This is a genomic window from Falsochrobactrum tianjinense (assembly GCF_019100495.1).
In the GTDB taxonomy this organism is placed as follows: domain Bacteria; phylum Pseudomonadota; class Alphaproteobacteria; order Rhizobiales; family Rhizobiaceae; genus Brucella; species Brucella tianjinense.
On the sequence record NZ_JAHRVA010000001.1, the window covers coordinates 235259 to 252483 of the forward strand.

The window sequence follows — 17225 nt, forward strand, 5'->3', positions numbered from 1 at the left end:
ACGGGAGACAAGGTGATGAATCTTATGACAGAACGATCTCTCGAGAAAGCCGTAGGAGACAAGATGAGCGCCAATGCCAGTTCCATCAAGATGCGGGGCGAGAAGGTCAGCGTATTTTATGGCGAGAAGCAGGCCCTGTTTGAGGTCGATCTCGAAGTTCCCGAAAAGATGGTGACAGCGCTTATCGGCCCTTCGGGTTGTGGCAAATCCACTTTCCTGCGTTCGCTCAACCGTATGAACGATACGATCGAAGGTTGCCGGGTGGCAGGCAATATCACCCTCGACAATGAAGATATTTACGATCCAAAGATCGACGTGGTGGAACTGCGCGCCCGTGTCGGCATGGTGTTCCAGAAGCCGAACCCGTTCCCCAAGACGATTTACGAGAATGTGGCTTACGGCCCGCGCATCCACGGCCTTGCACGTTCGCGCGCCGACCTTGAGGAAATCGTCGTCACGAGTCTTCAGAAAGCCAGCCTGTTCGAGGAAGTGAAGGATCGCTTGCATGATGCCGGCACCGGCCTTTCCGGCGGCCAGCAGCAGCGCCTGTGCATCGCGCGTGCCATCGCCGTCAGTCCCGAGGTAATCCTGATGGACGAACCCTGCTCGGCGCTCGATCCGATTGCGACTGCGAAAGTCGAGGAACTGATAGACGAATTGCGCCAGAACTACACGATTGTCATCGTCACCCACTCCATGCAACAGGCGGCCCGCGTTTCGCAGCGCACGGCGATGTTCCATCTGGGCAATCTGGTGGAAGTGGGCGACACGGAAACCATGTTCACCGCTCCGACTGAAAAGCGCACCCAGGATTATATCACTGGACGCTTCGGCTGAAGCCGGTGGCGCTCAGGCGCGGTCCGGGCAAATGAATAGTGCGGCATTCCCGCAATCTTGATTACGAGGTCCATCATGTCGTCCCAGCACACTGTTCGCTCCTATGATGAGGAACTGAAGTTTCTCACCCACAAGATTGCCGAAATGGGCGGTCACGCAGAACGTATGGTCGAGCAGTCGGTGACTGCGATCGTCAATGCCGATAATGCGCTCGCCCAGCGCGTTATTTCCGACGACCTGATCCTCGATGCCGGCGAGCGCGAGATTGATGACAAGGCGGTCATGATTATCGCCAAGCGCCAGCCCATGGCGGTCGACCTGCGTGAGATCATCGGGGCCATTCGTATTTCCGCCGATCTGGAGCGCGTCGGCGATCTGGGCAAGAACATGGCCAAGCGCGTCGCCGCCGTTTCGGAATCGCGTCAGCCGGTCAAGCTTTATCGCGGGCTGGAAACGCTGGCCGATCTGGCGCTGACCCAGCTCAAGGATGTACTCGACGCCTATGCGTCGCGTTCAGTGCAGCAGATCAATATCGTTCGCGACCGCGACGATGAGATCGACGCCATGTATACCTCGCTGTTCCGCGAACTGCTCACCTATATGATGGAAGATCCGCGCAATATTTCCGCCTGCACGCATCTTCTGTTCTGCGCCAAGAATATCGAACGTATTGGCGATCACGCCACCAATATTGCCGAGACGGTCTATTACATCGTGACCGGCCTGCAAATGCCGGCAGAGCGGCCGAAAGAAGACCTGAGCCACGGCATTGTCGTGGATGAGGCACGCAAACCTTGAACAACACGCCGCCGCTTCGGCGGCGGGAATATGTGAAAAACGCGGCGGCACGCGGTCGATGGGGGGCTTGCATTCTCCGCTCGCTGGATTTTTGAATAGGAAGCACCGGAATGTCACAAGCACCCAAGATTGCTGTGGTTGAAGATGAAGAAGCACTTAGCGTGTTGCTGCGCTATAATCTGGAAGCGGAAGGCTATCAGGTAGATACGATCCTGCGCGGCGACGAAGCCGAGATTGCGCTGCGGGAAAATGCCCCCGACCTGCTGATTCTGGACTGGATGCTTCCCGGTGTTTCGGGGATCGAGCTTTGCCGCCGCCTGCGTCAATGGCCGGAAACCGAGCGCCTGCCGATCATCATGCTCACAGCGCGCGGCGAGGAAAGCGAGCGCGTGCGCGGCCTGAGCGTTGGCGCCGACGATTATGTGGTGAAGCCTTTCTCGACGCCGGAACTGCTCGCGCGGGTCAAGGCCATGCTGCGCCGCGCCAATCCCAGCGTGCTCTCCCATGTGCTTAAAGTGGGCGATCTGGTGCTCGACCGCCAGCAGCATCGCGTCTATCGCAAGGAACGCGAAGTGCGGCTTGGACCGACCGAATTCCGACTGCTCGAATATTTCATGATGTCGCCGGGCCGCGTCTTCTCGCGCAGCCAGCTTCTCGATGGGGTCTGGGGCCCGGATATCTATGTGGATGACCGCACCGTCGATGTCCATGTCGGGCGTCTGCGCAAGGCCATCAATGTCGGCCGCGCACCCGATCCGATCCGCACTGTACGCGGTGCGGGATATTCCTTCGGTTAAGCATTCAGCACTTCTTTATAGTGGCGGAGGTCCGGTATCGATTCGGGTCTCGTACCGGTAAAGAGTGCTAAGATGGCTCATTCTCACGCGATGTTACAGTCTGTCGGGTAAATTTGAAGGAACCGCCCGGCAGAATGAAAAATGAGAATGCGCCAAGCTCATTTGCCTCATAAACGCGCGGCTGCCCGAATTTCAAAGCATAATTGAATTAAGGCGAGGAAATGGCCTGTATGGCCAAGCTTTTGAATCTCATTGAATCAACAACTTATCGATATTATCAAGTACGTTAAAGATTTATTAATATATTCAAGGGGTTTTTAGGCGAGATTCATCTCTCGCTTCGGGTTCGTTTTGCCATTGTTACCAGCGCGACGGCATATCCGGAATTTGACCCTTCGCCTTTTTTTGGCCTAGAAATTCCAAAATCTTGAATGTGACGAGTGACACGGAACGCCTGATTTCAATCGCCGTTCTCTTTGGCTTGCACCACCGCAGCCCGCTTTCCAGATGCCCCGAAGGGCGGAACGGGTGAAACAGTTAAGGGTCCTAACAATGAGACAGAACCGTTGACGCGCCCGGTTAAGTGGAAATTGCCCGTCATATTCGGGCTTCTCGTGGCGCCCCTGGTGATGACCGGCTGCACGACGACCGGCGGCTCGAGCAAGGAAAAAACCGCAGCCGTCAGCCACGTCAAGACGGTGCAGGGTACCAAGACTTTCTCCTATACGGCGCGTGATCGCGAATGCCTCCAGCGCGCGATGTTCTTTGAATCCAACCGCTCCAGCCCCGATGGCCTCGTTGCGGTGGGGACGGTGGTGATGAACCGCCTCGCCAATGAAAGATATCCCGATACGATCTGCGGCGTCGTGGGCCAGAAAAAGCAGTTCGCGCCGGGTGTCCTCACGCGCAAGATGAAGCCTCTCCCGGATGTACAGGCGGCTGCGGACGCGGTTCTCAAGGGCAAGCGCCATCCGGCTTTGAAGAATTCCATGTTCTTCCACACAGCCGGTCTCAAATTCCCTTATCGCAATATGCATTATGTGCTGGTTGCTGGCGGCAATTCTTTCTATGAAAAGCGCAGGCGCGACGGCTCGCTGGAAAATGCGGTTCCGCAGACCCCGTATAAGCTGGCCTATGTCTCGCCGGAGCAGTCGCCATCCGTGCCGCAGGCCCAGCCGAGCGTGCAGGTGGCTTTGGCGCAGGCACCGAAAACGCCAGAGGGGCAGCAGAATCAAGACTCCGGCTCGCAGGCGACCCTTCCGGCCAAGCCTGCGGAAAAGCCTGAACTGACGCAGATGGCGGCTTACCAGCCGAATTTTGATGAGAGAGCGCCGCAAAGCCAGGGCAATTCTTCTGATGTGCAACTGGGATATAGTGCGGATCATAAGCAGGTCGATGAAATCGGTGCCTTGCTTCTTTCGCAAGAGCGTCCTCAGGCTCCTTTATAATCACGGATATAGGGCGTGACGCGAATTCAAACTCTTTGATAGAGTGGCGGCGCTGATTCTTCCTTCAAAAAGGCTCGCCGCGCTATGGCTTATGATATGAATAATCCCGTTATCGATCCGGTAAAACTCGAACGCCTGGCCGAAGTGGCCGTGCGTGTCGGCCTGCAATTGCGTGAAGGGCAGGATCTGGTCATCACGGCGCCGGTCGTAGCGGTGCCGCTGGTTCGGCTGATCGCCAGACACGCCTATAAGGCCGGGGCCGGACTGGTCACGCCTTTTTTCGCCGATGACGGCATCACGCTGGCGCGTTATGAAAATGCCTCCGACGGAAGCTTCGACCGCGCCGCCGACTGGCTTTATGAAGGCATGGCCAAAGCCTATGCGAATGGTGCCGCACGTCTGGCTATCGCCGCCGACAATCCCATGCTGCTTTCGATGCAGGACCCGGCGAAGGTTTCGCGCGCCAACCGTGCCAATTCCATCGCCTATCAGCCCGCGCTGGAAAAGATCGCCGGTTTCGATATCAACTGGAACATTATCTCTTATCCCAACCCGGCATGGGCCGCGCTGATGTTTCCGGGCGAACCCGAGGAAATGGCGACGCGCAAGCTGGCCGACGCAATTTTTTCGGCATCGCGCGTGGATGTGGACGATCCGGTCGGCGCATGGGCGGCACATAATGCCAATCTTCGTACCCGCACCCAGTTTTTGAACGGCAAGAATTTCTCCGCCCTGCACTTTACGGGTCCGGGCACCGATCTTACCGTGGGTCTGGCGGATGGGCACGAATGGCATGGCGGCGCGTCGATGGCCAAAAATGGCATCACCTGTAATCCCAACATTCCGACCGAAGAGGTCTTCACCACGCCGCATGCGCTGCGCGTGGAGGGTCATGTTTCGAGCACCAAGCCGCTGTCGCATCAGGGTACGCTGATCGACAATATTTCCGTGCGCTTCGAGGCGGGCCGCATCGTCGAGGCGAAGGCAAGCCGCGGCGAGGAAGTGCTTTTGAAGGTGCTGGATACGGATGAAGGAGCGCGCAGGCTTGGCGAAGTGGCGCTGGTCCCCCATTCCTCGCCGATCTCGCAGAGCGGGCTTTTGTTCTACAACACGCTTTTCGATGAAAATGCCGCAAGCCATATCGCGCTGGGCCAGTGCTATTCCAAATGCTTCATCGACGGAGCGACGCTTACGCCCAAACAGATAGCAGCACAGGGCGGCAATTCGAGCCTCATCCATATTGACTGGATGATCGGTTCCAACCAGATCAATGTGGACGGAATCAATGCAAATGGCAGCCGCGAGCCGGTCATGCGCGGCGGCGAATGGGCCTGACCTGCAAGCGGTATTGACGCAGGCCGTGTAAGGACCGTAGCGTGCCGGAATACCGGCCCAGGCGCACCGGTCCGCAAACGCCAGAAGATACCCTTGAGAATCCGGCGATCCTCAACCCGCCGCTTGCCGCGAACCTTGCTCGGCAACAAGGGGCAATCATAGACCATTCGAATCCGTCAGATCAAAGCGAGCCACCTCTCTGCGCTTCTCGAGCAAATCATTCATTTTTGATTGGCTTTGGTCTCTTTTTGGGTGGCCGTTTGGCGCCTTTATTTTGGCCGTAGAGATGAGCTTATCGTTTCCTGAAAGCAGATATCGGAGGGATCACGCTGTGAGTTGTGGTTATGAAAGAGCTATCAGTGACTCAGCTGCGTCGCCATCTATAATTAGGCCATTCACTATGCCGCTTTTCAGTAGTGCTTTGGCGGCGGCGGCCTTTTCCTGACCGGCAATAAGCAAGACAACCTTTACCTTCTGCAACTCGGCAAATCCCAGGGCTATGGTGCGCTGGTTCAGCTCGTGATTAACTTGGCGACCTTCGCTATCGAAGAAAATGCCGTTGGTGTCACCAATTGCGCCTGCTGCCCGAAGGCTTTCCAATTCGGCTTTGCTAAGCATGTTCTGACGGCGCAGCAATGAATCTTCAGTCAGTTCACCTGCACTAATGAAACAAACCGATACGGACCGGGCTATATCCATTGCCCGTGCAACAGAACGTTGCGAAATCAAAACTTTTCGGTCTTCGGCAGAATCGGCGATGAATGGAACTGGGAGAAAAAAACCCTGTCCGCCGGTGCGCCGTGCCAACATATGTACAACCTCGAACGGATTATAGGCAGAGTTTGCAGTCAGGGATCCCATCACCGAGATGAATCTTGCTTGTGGCGCGCGCACACCCGCGAGTTGCAATGTCATCTGCTCGATGGTTCGGCCCCAACCTGTGCCAATGGTTGCTTCCTGATTATCGGCAAGAAAACTCTTGAGGTAAGTCGCAGCCGCGACACCGACCGCTCTGAACGAAACCTGCTTGCGAATTTCAGAAGCGGTATCATCGTGCGTATCGAAGCCAAATGACGGCGTAGAAATACAAAAAGACAGCCCATAGTGCCGCATGAGTTCATTTTCGACAGGCAGTGTACCAGCATTCTGATGATCGATGGAGATACTGACAAGGCCGCTTTCGCGAGCCTCGCCAAGAATTTTGTTCACGCGCGCGCGTGTTAATCCAAGTCTTAAAGCTGTCGCTTCCTGGTTGAATCCGCCAACATAATAAAGCCAAGCCACGCGCACCATAAGGCTGTCTTCAGATTCACTCATCGGTCCCTCATTCAAATTACAAATGTATTTATAATTGACATTTGTAATTTGTCGACGCTTAATATCAATCATTCCGACGGACAAGAGCGCGAATAGGCGAGCGGGTCAATTGGAGCGCCGAACTCTGTGTAACAGTGGGAAGAGGCTGGAACAGAGGAGACGGTTCAGTAGAGGCTGTTCAGGAGGAATAGCGGGCAACGTGGCGCGTCGAGCTTATGCTGAGGTCGTGACAACTTAACAATTCGAAGCGGGATGGTGGAACCAATCATGTCGCTTCTGGGAGGAATAAATGGAATCTGGAAATTTGAAGAAGTCTGTCATCGTTGCAGCTTTGACCATACTGATGAGCACAGCCGGTGCATCGGCAACGGACGTCGCCTGGGTGCACTCCAACGCCGCTGCGCAGTCTGAACAGCGCGCGAAGGCCGGATTTGACGCCTGGCTCAAGGAAACCGCCAAGGATTGGAACATTAGCGTTCTTGATAGCGGCGGCTCAGGCGAACGCACCGCATCGAACATTCAGGATGCTGCATCACGTGGCGTAGATGCCATTATTGTCAGCATGTCAGACTTGCGCGCATCGCGTGCAGCTATTGATTCTGCTGTTGCGGCAAAGATTCCGGTATTTGCAATTGACAGTGGTCAAGTGGATGGTGTGCTCGTTGATGTAACGACCAACAATTGGGCAATGTCAGCTTCCGTGTCCCCGTATCTGCTCAATGAGATGGGTGGAAAAGGAAATCTCATTTTCTTGCGCATGGCAGAGCATCACGGCACCCGCAAACGCGGTGACGTCATGGCAACCGTGCTGAAGGAATATCCTGAAGTGAAGGTATTAGCGGAACACAATATCGACTACACCGCGTTTTTCGAGGACACGACCAGCACCGTGCAGGATTATGCGTCGCGTTTTGGCGAAGAGATCAATGCCGTTTGGGCCCCGTGGGATGAGCCAGCACAGGCTGCTATCAATGCGCTTAATGCCGCTGGTCTGAAAAATGTGAAAGTCATTGGTATCGATGGCCACCCACAGGCAATTGAGGAAGTCTGCAAGCCGGACAGTCTGATGATCGCAACGGTTTCACAGCCGTTTGAAAAGATGGGTGCGCAGACCGGTGAGTGGATCGAAAGCATCGTCGTGAAGAAGGAAGATGCCGCCACGGTCATTCCTTCCAAAACTGTCTATCTTGATGCACCGCTTGTCACAAAGCAGAACTGCAAGGACTTTCTCCCGAAGAAGTAGGGATTTCCATTGTCTGCAACTGGCCGGAGCGTGGCCGTTCCGCGTTCCGGCCTTTTTTCCAAGACTTAGCAATTCATCCAGGGAGCTCTTCGATGGCTGTAAGCCTTTCGCAGATCGTAATGTCTTATCCCGGAACGCTGGCGCTGGATCAGGTCTGCGCTGAATTCCGGTTCGATGAGGTGCACGGACTGATCGGAGAAAATGGCGCGGGAAAGACTACGCTGGTCAGTATTCTCGGCGGCAGCAAAAGCCCGACTTCTGGCAGTATCATGATTGATGGTACTGAGGTGAAGCTGAGCAGTGCTGGCAATGCGCTCCGCAAGGGCATTGCGCATGTTTCGCAGGAAGGGAGCCTGGTGCCCGCTCTGACGGGTGCGCAGAATATTCTGTTGGGCGACGAGCCGCGCATAGGGTTTGGCGTCATCGATAACAGAAAACTACTGGTCCGCGCCAACGAACTATTAACCCGCTGGTTTCCGCAGGTCTCGATCGATCTCGATCAGCAGGTCGATATGCTGCCTATGGCAGACCAGAAGATTATCGAAATTGTCCGTGCGCTTCGCGGCAATGTAAGGCTTCTCATTCTTGACGAGCCGACAGCAACCTTGCCCGCCCGTGAAAAAGAGAGCCTGTGGGAAATTATCAAGACCTTGCCCAAACAGGGCGTTGGCATTGTATTGATCAGTCATTTTCTTTCCGAGATAAAAGCGCTGAGTGACCGTATCACTGTCCTGCGCGATGGTCATCACATTGCGACACTTCAAGCCGAGGATTCGAGCGAGGCGAAACTGATTGACCTCATGCTCCAGCGGACTGGAGGCACAGATGCAAGCGAACAGGAAACCCAGCCTGCACGTAATTTTGGCCCCGTTGTTATGGAAGTAAACGACTGGAAAACAGGCAGTGTCGAGGTCAAACATTTTGCCATTCGTGCGGGCGAGATTGTTGGTCTTATCGGTCTCACTGGGGCGGGGCATTTCGGTTTTGCGCGCTCGCTTTATGCAGCAAGCGGTGTAACAGGCGGGACGTGCCGGTTTGATGGTGAGGCTCTGGCGAAAGTCAATGCACGGACCATGCAGAAAAAAGGTGTGGCGCTGGTGCCGGACCACCGCATGGAAAACGCGCTCGTCGGCGATTGGGACGTGCGCGAAAACCTTGCAATGGTGCATCCATCTTACGCAACTTTCGGCGGCACAGGTATACTGTCCATGCGGCGTGAAGCCCGCGAGGCTGACCGCACCATGCAGCTTATGAATGTCAAGGCGCATTCGCGCAGCCAGTTTGTGAAGGACCTGAGCGGCGGCAACAAGCAGAAAGTTTCGATTGGTAAGTGGCTTTACGGTGCCGACGATCATTATCGCCTGATGATCTTCATTGAGCCCACGGAAGGTGTCGATATTGGTGCCAAGCGTGAAATTCATGCGCAGATGCGCCGCCTGGCAGAGAAGGGCGTCGCCATTCTTGTCACCTCCTCCGACCTCATGGAAATCGCCGACGTCGCTGACCGTGTCATCCCCTTTGTGAATGGATATCCCGGAGCTGAAATCGGATGCGATCTCTTTTCCGAAGCAAAATTTATTGCCGCAATGGCAGGAGTTACCCAATGACCCCCCGAATTTCAGCGGACACACCGCAGTCTGCTCGCCACGCGCAGAGTTTCGGTAAAAAACTCAAAGGCGAATGGCTGCTCAAATACAGTACGCTTTTCGTGCTTTTCCTCTTGTTTGCTGGCTTTTCGCTCACGGTTGACCGTTTTTTGACAGCGAATAACCTTCTCAACATTATTCAGCAGATATCGATGCTTACCATTGTTGGAGCAGGACTCACATTTGGCTTTGCCGCTCGCGAAATGGATCTTTCTGTTGGCTACATGGTGGGGATGGCTGGCATTCTGGTGCCGTTGCTGCTGGTCGCGGGTACGCCGTTGCCACTGGCTCTGCTTGCAGGTCTTGGTGCTGGTTTGGTGGTGGGGTCTGTTAATGCCGCACTTGTCACGCTCGTTGGCGTGCCGTCGTTGATTGCGACACTTGCGATAGGCTCCATTCTCTATGGCATCAACTTCCTGATGACCGGCGGACGCGCGATTTATGGCGGTCTTCCATCAAGCTATCTCTGGCTCGGCCAAGGACGACTCTTCGGCATTCCGGTACTCGCCTTTGCCATGCTTATTGTGGTCTTTGTCGCTTGGTTTCTGATGGAACGCACCGTGTTCGGTCGCTATATCTATGCAGTTGGTGGCAATTTGAAAGCAGCAGAACTGTCAGGTGTAAATGGCCGCTTCTATCGCGCCGCCGCTCTCGTAGTCTGTTCTATTTTTGCAGCTGTTGCAGGGGCTCTACTTGCCGCGCGCCTTGGCTCCGGCCAGCCGAATGCCGGCGAACGCTATCTTCTTGACGGGCTTGCGACAGTATTCATCGGTATGACGATGTTTCGTCCCGGCACGGCGACGATTGCAGGCACTTTCTTCGGCGCTCTCTTCATCGGTGTCATCAATAACGGCCTCAACCTCATCGGCATGGACACATACATCCAGAGCATCGTGAAGGGTCTTATCATTCTCGTTGCAGTCGCGGTCGTTTCGCGCACCACCAAACTGAAGCTCCTGTGAGAGGGCCCTTGTGCGGGTATTGAACCAAACATCATGAAAAATTTGCAACAGACAGATCTGTCGGAGGCGCACATGCAAAATCCGAGTAACTCAAATCTCCTCGAACTATACCGGACGATGCGACGCATCCGTACCTTTGAAGAACGCGTGGGTGAATTGTTCGTGCGCGGCCAGACGGCAGGTTCGATGCTTCACCTTTCCATCGGTGAAGAAGCCGCAGCTGCTGGTGTTTGTGCGGCCATGCAGCCGCAAGATACCTTCACGACCCACCATCGCGGTCACGGAATATTCCTGGCACGTGGTGCCGATCCTCGTCAGATGATGGCTGAAATTGGTGGTAAGGAAACCGGCTACTGCCGTGGCAAGGGCGGCTCCATGCATATCGCCGATATGGCACTTGGCCACCTTGGCGCGAATGCGATTGTCGGTGGAGGGATTCCCTCGGTCGTCGGTGCAGGTCTTTCCAGTAAGTATCTGAAGAAGAACTCCGTCTCGCTCGCATTCTTCGGCGATGGTGCGATGCAGCAAGGCATTCTGTATGAAAGCATGAATATGGCAGCGCTTTGGAGCTTGCCGGTAGTTTTCGTCTGCATCAACAATCAATATGGCATGGGAACGCGTGTTGATCAGGCAACCGCCAACACAGCATTCGAACAGCGTGCCCACGCTTTTGGTCTTAATGGCGCAGTGGTTGACGGTATCGACGTAGAAGAAGTGAAGGCTACGGCCCAAGGGCTGATCGACGATGCCCGCCTTGGCAAGCCGGGTTTCCTATCTGTTACCTGCTATCGTTTCTTCGGCCATGCGCGCATGGACAAGAGTCCATACCGCGCAGAGGCGGAAGAGACAGAAGGGCGCAAGAAGGACCCGGTGAAGTTCACCCGTGACCGGCTAATCTCCGCAGGTCTTGCGCAAGAAGCAGCGCTCGACACGATGGACAGCACAATCGTTGCGGAAATGGATGCGACAATTGACTTTACCGTCGAATCCAAGGCTCCGCCACTCACCTCCATGTTCAAGGATGTTTATGCCGTGGGCGAACCAGAGCCGGAACCTGTTCGCACCCGTATCGACCGCGTACTTTCCAAGGATGAAGCATAATGGTTGCCATGACTTACCGTGACGCGCTGCGTAAAGCGCTGGATGATGCCATGGCTAAAGACAATACGATTGTCGTCATTGGTGAAGAAGTTGGCCGTTATGGTGGTGCCTACGGTGTTACCAAAGACCTGATCGGCAAATATGGCCCTGAACGGCTCATCGATACGCCGATTTCGGAGCCTGCTATCGTTGGTGCTGCTGTTGGTGCTGCAATGACTGGGCTACGGCCAGTTGCTGAGCTCATGTATATCGACTTTCTTGGTATGACCATGGATCAGCTTGCCAATCAGGCGGCAAAGATCCGCTATATGTTCGGCGGCCAGATCGGCGTGCCGATGGTGCTGCGCACGCAGGGCGGTACGGGTCGTTCCGCTGGCGCCCAGCATTCGCAAAGCCTTGAGGGCTGGATCATGCATACGCCGGGCCTGCGGCTTGCTATGCCTGCAACCGTGCAGGATGCCTATCATATGCTGCGCCAGAGCCTGACTAAGCCGGACCCGGTAGTTTTTATTGAACACAAGGCGCTCTATACTCGCAAGGAAGAAGTCGATCTTGATGCTGAGCCTCTGGCATGGGGCAAGGCGGCCGTGCGTCGTACAGGTAAAGATCTGGTCATCGTGACTTATTCACGTCAGCTCTTTTACGCGCTTGATGCGGCTGAAAAGCTTTCAGCCAAGGGCATCGAAGCGACGGTTATTGATCTTCGCACGCTCAATCCGCTTGATTTTGATACTGTGCGCGAACATGTCGAACGCGTCGGCAAGGTCATGGTCGTTTCCGAAGGTGTCATGACGGCGGGTGTTGCTGCCGAGCTTGCCGCTCGCATTAGCGAAGAATGCTTCGATTATCTGGAACAGCCGGTTGTGCGCGTTGCGGGTGAAGATATCCCGATCTCTGTTTCGCAGGAGCTTGAAGCTGGCAGCGTACCGACCGCAGAACTTATCCGATCAGTTGCGGAAAGAATGCTGTCATGACGGAACGTATTCTCAAAATGCCACGTCTTGGCGAAACGATGGAAGAAGGCAAGATTGTTGGCTTCCTCGTCAAGCCGGGCGACAGTTTCAAGCGTGGGGATTCAATCATCGAGATTGAAACCGACAAGACGGTTGCTGAATTCCCGGCGCTTGGCGACGGCACGCTCAATGAATGGATCGGGACTATAGGGGATCACGTCGTCGTTGGCGCGCCGCTGGCACGCATCGATATTGGCGATGGTCCTGACTGGACGGATGAGGGCAGCGAAAGCGCGCCTTTTCCAGAGGAGCCGGCTGCGTTGCACCCCGCACGCTCAGCCGGCTCCCACAACGAACTTGTCGTAACCGATCTTGATATGCCGCGTCTTGGTGAGACAATGGATGAGGGGCGTATCGTTCGCTGGCTAAAAGCTGCGGGCGATCATTTTGAACGCGGCGAAGCCATTCTTGAAATTGAAACCGACAAGACAGTCGCGGAGTTTCCCGCTCTCGTTAGTGGCAAGCTGGTCGACATCCTGCGCCTTGAAGGCGACATGGTAACTGTTGGCGATGCAATTGCCCGTATTGAGGTGGCGGCGGGTGCGGTCACGCCAAAAAATGATGCAAGCTCGCAGTCTGAAGCTCCGGCAATAAGCGCAAATCAGGCTCCTGTGGTACAGCCTGCAAGGGTAATCGGTAATGATCAGCGCATTCGTGCCACGCCTCTTGCGCGCAGGCTTGCGCGTCAGAAAGGGCTCGATATCGGTACACTTTCAGGCTCTGGCCGCAGAGGTCGAGTCGAGAAAGAGGATGTGCTGGCAGCCGCAAGCGGAGCGCAGACTGACGCTGACGTAAACTTTGTTGCGCTCGCGGCTGGCCAGGTGGCCTATACGGATATTGGTCCTAAGAATGCCCGGACATTTCTGCTGCTTCACGGCTTTTCGGGTGATCGAACGACATGGAGCGGCATAGCTTCCGGTCTGCGCCGTGCGGGTTTTCGCGCCGTTGCCCTCGATCTTCCAGCCCATGGCCTGACGACTATTGAAGCGTCGAACGCGGAAGAACTTGGCGACTTCCTCCGCGATTTCCTCGATGCGCTCTCTATTCGTAAGGTGGATATCGTCGCTCATTCACTCGGAGCGGTAGCTGCGGCCACTTTTGCCTCGGCTCATCCAGCAGACGTTTCCAGTTTGATACTTGTTGCACCTGCAGGCCTTGGCTCGGAGATCGATGCCGGCTTTGTATCGGGTATGGCGGCGGCAACGAGTGCGGGCGAGGTAACGCATCTACTGCGTCGCGTTGCGGCGAAGCCGGTCGAGGTATCGTCTGTTCTGGCGGGAGAATTTGCCGCGACCATGGCGAAGGGGCGCCTCAAGGCATTGGCAGCGGCCATTATTGGGTCGTCCGGTCAGCGTGCCGATATTGTCGGGCCGCTTGACAGACTTTCGCGTTCAATGCCTGTTCGTGTCCTCTTCGGCCTTCAGGACCGTATTATACCGTGGCAACAGGTAACGGCATTGTCGCCATTTGTTGGTGTCCATTTCCTCGCTCAATCCGGACATATGCCGCAATGGGACCAGACGAAGGATGTTCTCGATCTAATTTTAAATGTTGCGGGGGAAGCCAGTGACTGATGTGAAGGCACAGTTCAAGGAAGCACAATTGCGATTGGGCGCTTTCGCCAAAGCCACGCCGGAGCTGATGGCGGGCTTTGCCAAGGTCAGCAAAACGGCAACGGCTGCGGGGGCGTTTTCGTCTTCGCAACGGGAATTGATTGCCGTCAGTATCGCTGTCACAAAGGGCTGCGAGGATTGCATCCTCTATCACATTGACGCAGCCATCCGTCACGGTGCAACCGAGTCGGAACTGGTTGAGGCTCTGGAAGTCGCGGTCGAAATGGGCGGCGGTCCGGCTGTCATGTATGCGGGCAAAGCGCTGGAAGCTTTTCGCGGATTAAGTTGAAATATTGCACGATAAAGCGTTCCGAAAACTGGGGGTGTTTTCGGAACGATATTCGGGAGGATTTGAATGGCTTATTTTCTGACCGCCGATGGAGGAACGGAAAGCATCCGCGCGCGAGTTTATGATCTTTCTGGCATGTGCTTGGCGAGTGCCGCCGTGCCTTATGAAACGAAGTTTTCAAGTGGGGCACGCGCGGAGCAGAATCCCGAAGACTGGTGGTCTTCCTTCGTTCAGGCCGCACGCAAAGCGATTGCAGAATCCTTAATCGACCCGGCAGCAATCGAAGCTGTTACGCTGGCCACAACGAGTTGCACAGTCGTTGCTCTGGACGTTGATGGCAGGCCCTTGTGCCCGTCGATTATCTGGATGGATGTTCGTGCAAGTGCCGAGGCGGAAGCAGTGCTCGCTACGGGCGATGACGCTCTTCTCGCCAATGGTGGCGGGCGAGGTCCTGTTTCGGCGGAATGGATGATCCCCAAGGCACTCTGGATCGCCCGCAATGAGCCAGAGATATTCGAGAAGGCAGAAACGATCTGCGAGTATCAGGATTTCATGACGCTGCGTCTGACGGGTGAGAAAGCCGCAAGTCTCAACAATGTGTCACTGCGCTGGCATTATTCGACAGATCGCGGTGGATTCCCTAAGACGCTTCTGGAGAAGCTTGGCCTCGAAGCGCTGTTGCAGAAATGGCCTTCGCGGGTTGCTGCGCCGGGTGAGGTCATTGGAAACCTCTGTGCATCGGCGGCGTCTGAACTTGGCCTTTCACAGAAGGTGAAAGTCGTTCAGGGGGGGGCGGATGCACTGATTGGCATGATCGGACTTGGTGTTGCCAAGCCTGGACAGCTGGCACTCATCACTGGCTCGTCGCACCTGCAATTCGGTGTTTCTGACAAGCCTTTGCATGCGCCGGGTATCTGGGGCAGCTATCCGGATATGGTCTATCCCAAGCGCTATATTATCGAAGGTGGCCAGACATCGACGGGTTCGATTATTGCATGGCTTGGCCGCATGATGAACGGCACCATGGATATGAAAGAGTTAAACTGTAAAGCCGCTACTTTGGAGCCGGGTGCTGACGGACTTCTTGTACAGGATCATTTTCAGGGCAATCGCACACCTTATACTGATCCGCTATCGCGCGGCGCGATCGTTGGGCTGACGCTCGCTCATGAGCCGCACCATATATTCCGCGCCATCATGGAGGGGATAAGCTTCGGCACCCGCGCCATTCTCGACGCCATGGCTGATGCTGGCTATCGGGGGCAGGAAATTACGGTTGGCGGTGGTGCCAGCGCTTCGCCGCTCTGGCTGCAAATTCATGCGGATACGGCTGGTCTGCCTGTCTGCGTGCCGCAGTCGCGCGATGCTCCTTCAGTCGGTGCTGCCGTCCTAGCGGCGCACGGTGCGGGACATTTTGCAAGCATCGATGATGGCATTGCGGCCATGGTCAAGCCGGGCACACGCATTGAGCCTCGCCCGCGTGAAACGGCAATTTATAACGAGATCTACCAGCAATATCGCGCCCTTTATCCGGCTTTGAAGTCCGTTCGCGCCAGTTGAGAAAACGGTTCAGGAGAAGATGATGCTTAAGGATTTTCAACTGACCGCGATGCGTTGGCGGGAGAAGTGACACTTGCCGAACTCAACGCCAAGCGAGCTTGCGCAGTGCAATTCTATGCTCTGGATGTAACAGACAAAGACGCGACTGAACGGGTGTCTGCCTGAAGATCGAGATACATCGTGTCTTTGAACAGAACTTCCGCGTCTATGGCGTTCGTAAGGTTGGTGAATTTGATCAAGCGTATGGGTTTGGCAGCGCGTGCCATGACAACGCTCTGAAAACCATGCCGGACGATCAAATCGGGGAAGTCGAGTGCCGCATCGAAAGCACGATTTCTCAAGAGGCATCCGGCGGCGAAGGCCCGACTGCTGTGCGAAAGTGGCACGATGCGTGGCAAGTCGCACAAGCTTCTCATCGTTGCAGCCGCATGTAGGCTTATCACTATCGTAAATGCCGCCCTCAAAACGGCAACCTCCTGGCGGACGGACCCTATCACATAAACACAGTTGTTAGAGCGTGTTTTCCTTGGAAAGCATGTATTTTTCGGCGGAAATCATGTGTTCCAGCGCGATTTTACGCGCATCTTCGCCTCTGTTCTCCATCAAAGCGGTTAAAAGCCGATGCTGAAAAAGTAGACCTTCTTCGCGGGACGCTGGCGTCGGATCGGCATAGATCGAGCGGGCGATGGGCATGTTGCGCAAGAGGTTATGTGTCAGGCCACAGATGAAGCCAAGAAGCCGGTTGGGGCAAAGTTGCGCAAGCTGTGTGTGAAAATCCAACTCTGCCATGCGCTGCTGAAACTGCTCATCCAGATTGGCTGGAGAACGATCGTAAAACCGCATTGTGCTCTCGAGCTTTTCCAGATCGTCATTGCTCAATTTGCCCGCAAGGGATGCTGCTATTTCTGGCTCCAGCAGTTTACGGATGGCATAGATTTCCTGCAGCCTGGGCTGATCGAAGAAGAAATAATTGCCGAGCATCTCCATCGCATGTTGCGCGGATGGTTCGGCCACGAAGACGCCGCCACCGGGGCCGGTGCGGGTAAACAGCAAGCCTTGTGTTTCCAGCGCCTTCATTGCTTCACGCACGGTGCCCTTGGCTGCCTTGAACTGGTCGATCAGGTCTTTTTCCTGCGGCAGCCGATCGCCGGGTTTCAGACGATCCGTCTGAATGACTTGCCTGATACGGTCGGCAATGATTTCAGGCCGTCGCTTCGCTTTGGTCAGCGATGCACCTTCAGTTTTGCTGCGGCTGTTGCGGGCCAT

At 55.4% G+C, this 17225-nt stretch carries 16 protein-coding genes and 1 pseudogene; 13 read left to right on the forward strand and 4 right to left on the reverse strand.

The features are described 5' to 3' along the window. Nucleotides 1-63 precede the first annotated feature (63 nt). From pstB to KUG47_RS01165, 5 genes are all read left to right on the forward strand, one after another. Complete coding sequence (gene pstB, locus KUG47_RS01145; protein ID WP_217676936.1) at nucleotides 64-837, forward strand: phosphate ABC transporter ATP-binding protein PstB; 774 nt, start codon at nucleotides 64-66, stop codon at nucleotides 835-837. 75 nt (nucleotides 838-912) lie between these two features. After that, nucleotides 913-1635, forward strand: coding sequence for a phosphate signaling complex protein PhoU (gene phoU / locus KUG47_RS01150; protein ID WP_217676128.1), 723 nt, complete (start codon nucleotides 913-915; stop codon nucleotides 1633-1635). Between the two features lie 110 nt (nucleotides 1636-1745). Then, nucleotides 1746-2432, forward strand: a complete 687-nt coding sequence (gene phoB / locus KUG47_RS01155) for a phosphate regulon transcriptional regulator PhoB (RefSeq protein ID WP_217676129.1) — start codon at nucleotides 1746-1748, stop codon at nucleotides 2430-2432. 566 nt (nucleotides 2433-2998) lie between these two features. Continuing rightward, entirely contained in the window at nucleotides 2999-3880 is an 882-nt protein-coding gene (locus KUG47_RS01160; RefSeq protein ID WP_217676130.1) for a cell wall hydrolase, read from the forward strand. 84 nt (nucleotides 3881-3964) lie between these two features. After that, on the forward strand, nucleotides 3965-5215 hold the full coding sequence (locus KUG47_RS01165; protein ID WP_217676131.1) for an aminopeptidase: 1251 nt from the start codon (nucleotides 3965-3967) through the stop codon (nucleotides 5213-5215). Nucleotides 5216-5227: 12 nt separating this feature from the next. On the opposite strand, the pseudogene KUG47_RS01170 reads toward KUG47_RS01165, so the two are convergent. Further along, a pseudogene (locus tag KUG47_RS01170) lies at nucleotides 5228-5410 on the reverse strand (transposase); the annotation flags it as partial. 147 nt (nucleotides 5411-5557) lie between these two features. Continuing rightward, nucleotides 5558-6532, reverse strand: coding sequence for a sugar-binding transcriptional regulator (locus tag KUG47_RS01175; RefSeq protein ID WP_217676132.1), 975 nt, complete (start codon nucleotides 6530-6532; stop codon nucleotides 5558-5560). A gap of 289 nt (nucleotides 6533-6821) precedes the next feature. Between KUG47_RS01175 and KUG47_RS01180 the strand changes: the two genes are divergently transcribed. The 8 genes from KUG47_RS01180 to KUG47_RS01215 all read left to right on the forward strand — a co-directional run bounded on the left by KUG47_RS01180 (nucleotide 6822) and on the right by KUG47_RS01215 (nucleotide 15959). Next, nucleotides 6822-7775 carry a sugar ABC transporter substrate-binding protein gene (locus KUG47_RS01180; protein ID WP_217676133.1) on the forward strand — a complete coding sequence of 318 codons (954 nt, stop codon included), beginning with the start codon at nucleotides 6822-6824 and terminating at the stop codon, nucleotides 7773-7775. 92 nt (nucleotides 7776-7867) lie between these two features. Next, complete coding sequence (locus KUG47_RS01185) at nucleotides 7868-9382, forward strand: sugar ABC transporter ATP-binding protein (protein ID WP_217676134.1); 1515 nt, start codon at nucleotides 7868-7870, stop codon at nucleotides 9380-9382. Then, nucleotides 9379-10383, forward strand: a complete 1005-nt coding sequence (locus KUG47_RS01190) for an ABC transporter permease (RefSeq protein ID WP_217676135.1) — start codon at nucleotides 9379-9381, stop codon at nucleotides 10381-10383. The genes KUG47_RS01185 and KUG47_RS01190 overlap by 4 nt, the downstream gene beginning before the upstream one ends. A 72-nt stretch (nucleotides 10384-10455) precedes the next feature. Then, entirely contained in the window at nucleotides 10456-11484 is a 1029-nt protein-coding gene (locus tag KUG47_RS01195) for a thiamine pyrophosphate-dependent dehydrogenase E1 component subunit alpha (RefSeq protein WP_217676136.1), read from the forward strand. Then, a complete protein-coding gene (locus KUG47_RS01200; RefSeq protein ID WP_217676137.1) occupies nucleotides 11484-12458 on the forward strand; it encodes an alpha-ketoacid dehydrogenase subunit beta in 975 nt (324 codons plus the stop codon). Before KUG47_RS01195 ends, KUG47_RS01200 begins: the two co-directional genes overlap by 1 nt. Beyond that, complete coding sequence (locus tag KUG47_RS01205) at nucleotides 12455-14071, forward strand: acetoin dehydrogenase dihydrolipoyllysine-residue acetyltransferase subunit (protein ID WP_217676138.1); 1617 nt, start codon at nucleotides 12455-12457, stop codon at nucleotides 14069-14071. The genes KUG47_RS01200 and KUG47_RS01205 overlap by 4 nt, the downstream gene beginning before the upstream one ends. Next, a complete protein-coding gene (locus KUG47_RS01210; RefSeq protein ID WP_217676139.1) occupies nucleotides 14064-14399 on the forward strand; it encodes a carboxymuconolactone decarboxylase family protein in 336 nt (111 codons plus the stop codon). The genes KUG47_RS01205 and KUG47_RS01210 overlap by 8 nt, the downstream gene beginning before the upstream one ends. A 66-nt stretch (nucleotides 14400-14465) precedes the next feature. Then, nucleotides 14466-15959: an FGGY-family carbohydrate kinase gene (locus KUG47_RS01215; protein ID WP_217676140.1), complete on the forward strand. Its 1494-nt coding sequence runs from the start codon at nucleotides 14466-14468 to the stop codon at nucleotides 15957-15959. A 113-nt stretch (nucleotides 15960-16072) separates the two neighbouring features. Here the strand turns inward: KUG47_RS01215 and KUG47_RS01220 are convergent, their stop codons facing one another. Together KUG47_RS01220 and KUG47_RS01225 are read right to left on the reverse strand one after the other, a co-directional pair. Continuing rightward, nucleotides 16073-16300 (reverse strand): hypothetical protein, encoded by a 228-nt coding sequence (locus KUG47_RS01220; protein WP_217676141.1) that lies wholly within the window; start codon nucleotides 16298-16300, stop codon nucleotides 16073-16075. Between the two features lie 169 nt (nucleotides 16301-16469). Next, entirely contained in the window at nucleotides 16470-17225 is a 756-nt protein-coding gene (locus tag KUG47_RS01225; RefSeq protein WP_217676142.1) for a FadR/GntR family transcriptional regulator, read from the reverse strand.

Bases quoted from the DNA above. Each gene is read 5' to 3' on its own strand.
- KUG47_RS01215 (WP_217676140.1), top strand. From the start codon at position 14,466: ATGGCTTATTTTCTGACCGCCGATGGAGGAACGGAAAGCATCCGCGCG.
- KUG47_RS01190 (WP_217676135.1), top strand. From the start codon at position 9,379: ATGACCCCCCGAATTTCAGCGGACACACCGCAGTCTGCTCGCCACGCG.
- KUG47_RS01200 (WP_217676137.1), top strand. From the start codon at position 11,484: ATGGTTGCCATGACTTACCGTGACGCGCTGCGTAAAGCGCTGGATGAT.
- pstB (WP_217676936.1), top strand. From the start codon at position 64: ATGAGCGCCAATGCCAGTTCCATCAAGATGCGGGGCGAGAAGGTCAGC.
- KUG47_RS01165 (WP_217676131.1), top strand. From the start codon at position 3,965: ATGGCTTATGATATGAATAATCCCGTTATCGATCCGGTAAAACTCGAA.
- phoU (WP_217676128.1), top strand. From the start codon at position 913: ATGTCGTCCCAGCACACTGTTCGCTCCTATGATGAGGAACTGAAGTTT.
- KUG47_RS01180 (WP_217676133.1), top strand. From the start codon at position 6,822: ATGGAATCTGGAAATTTGAAGAAGTCTGTCATCGTTGCAGCTTTGACC.
- KUG47_RS01185 (WP_217676134.1), top strand. From the start codon at position 7,868: ATGGCTGTAAGCCTTTCGCAGATCGTAATGTCTTATCCCGGAACGCTG.
- phoB (WP_217676129.1), top strand. From the start codon at position 1,746: ATGTCACAAGCACCCAAGATTGCTGTGGTTGAAGATGAAGAAGCACTT.
- KUG47_RS01195 (WP_217676136.1), top strand. From the start codon at position 10,456: ATGCAAAATCCGAGTAACTCAAATCTCCTCGAACTATACCGGACGATG.
- KUG47_RS01205 (WP_217676138.1), top strand. From the start codon at position 12,455: ATGACGGAACGTATTCTCAAAATGCCACGTCTTGGCGAAACGATGGAA.
- KUG47_RS01225 (WP_217676142.1), bottom strand. From the start codon at position 17,225: ATGGCCCGCAACAGCCGCAGCAAAACTGAAGGTGCATCGCTGACCAAA.
- KUG47_RS01175 (WP_217676132.1), bottom strand. From the start codon at position 6,532: ATGAGTGAATCTGAAGACAGCCTTATGGTGCGCGTGGCTTGGCTTTAT.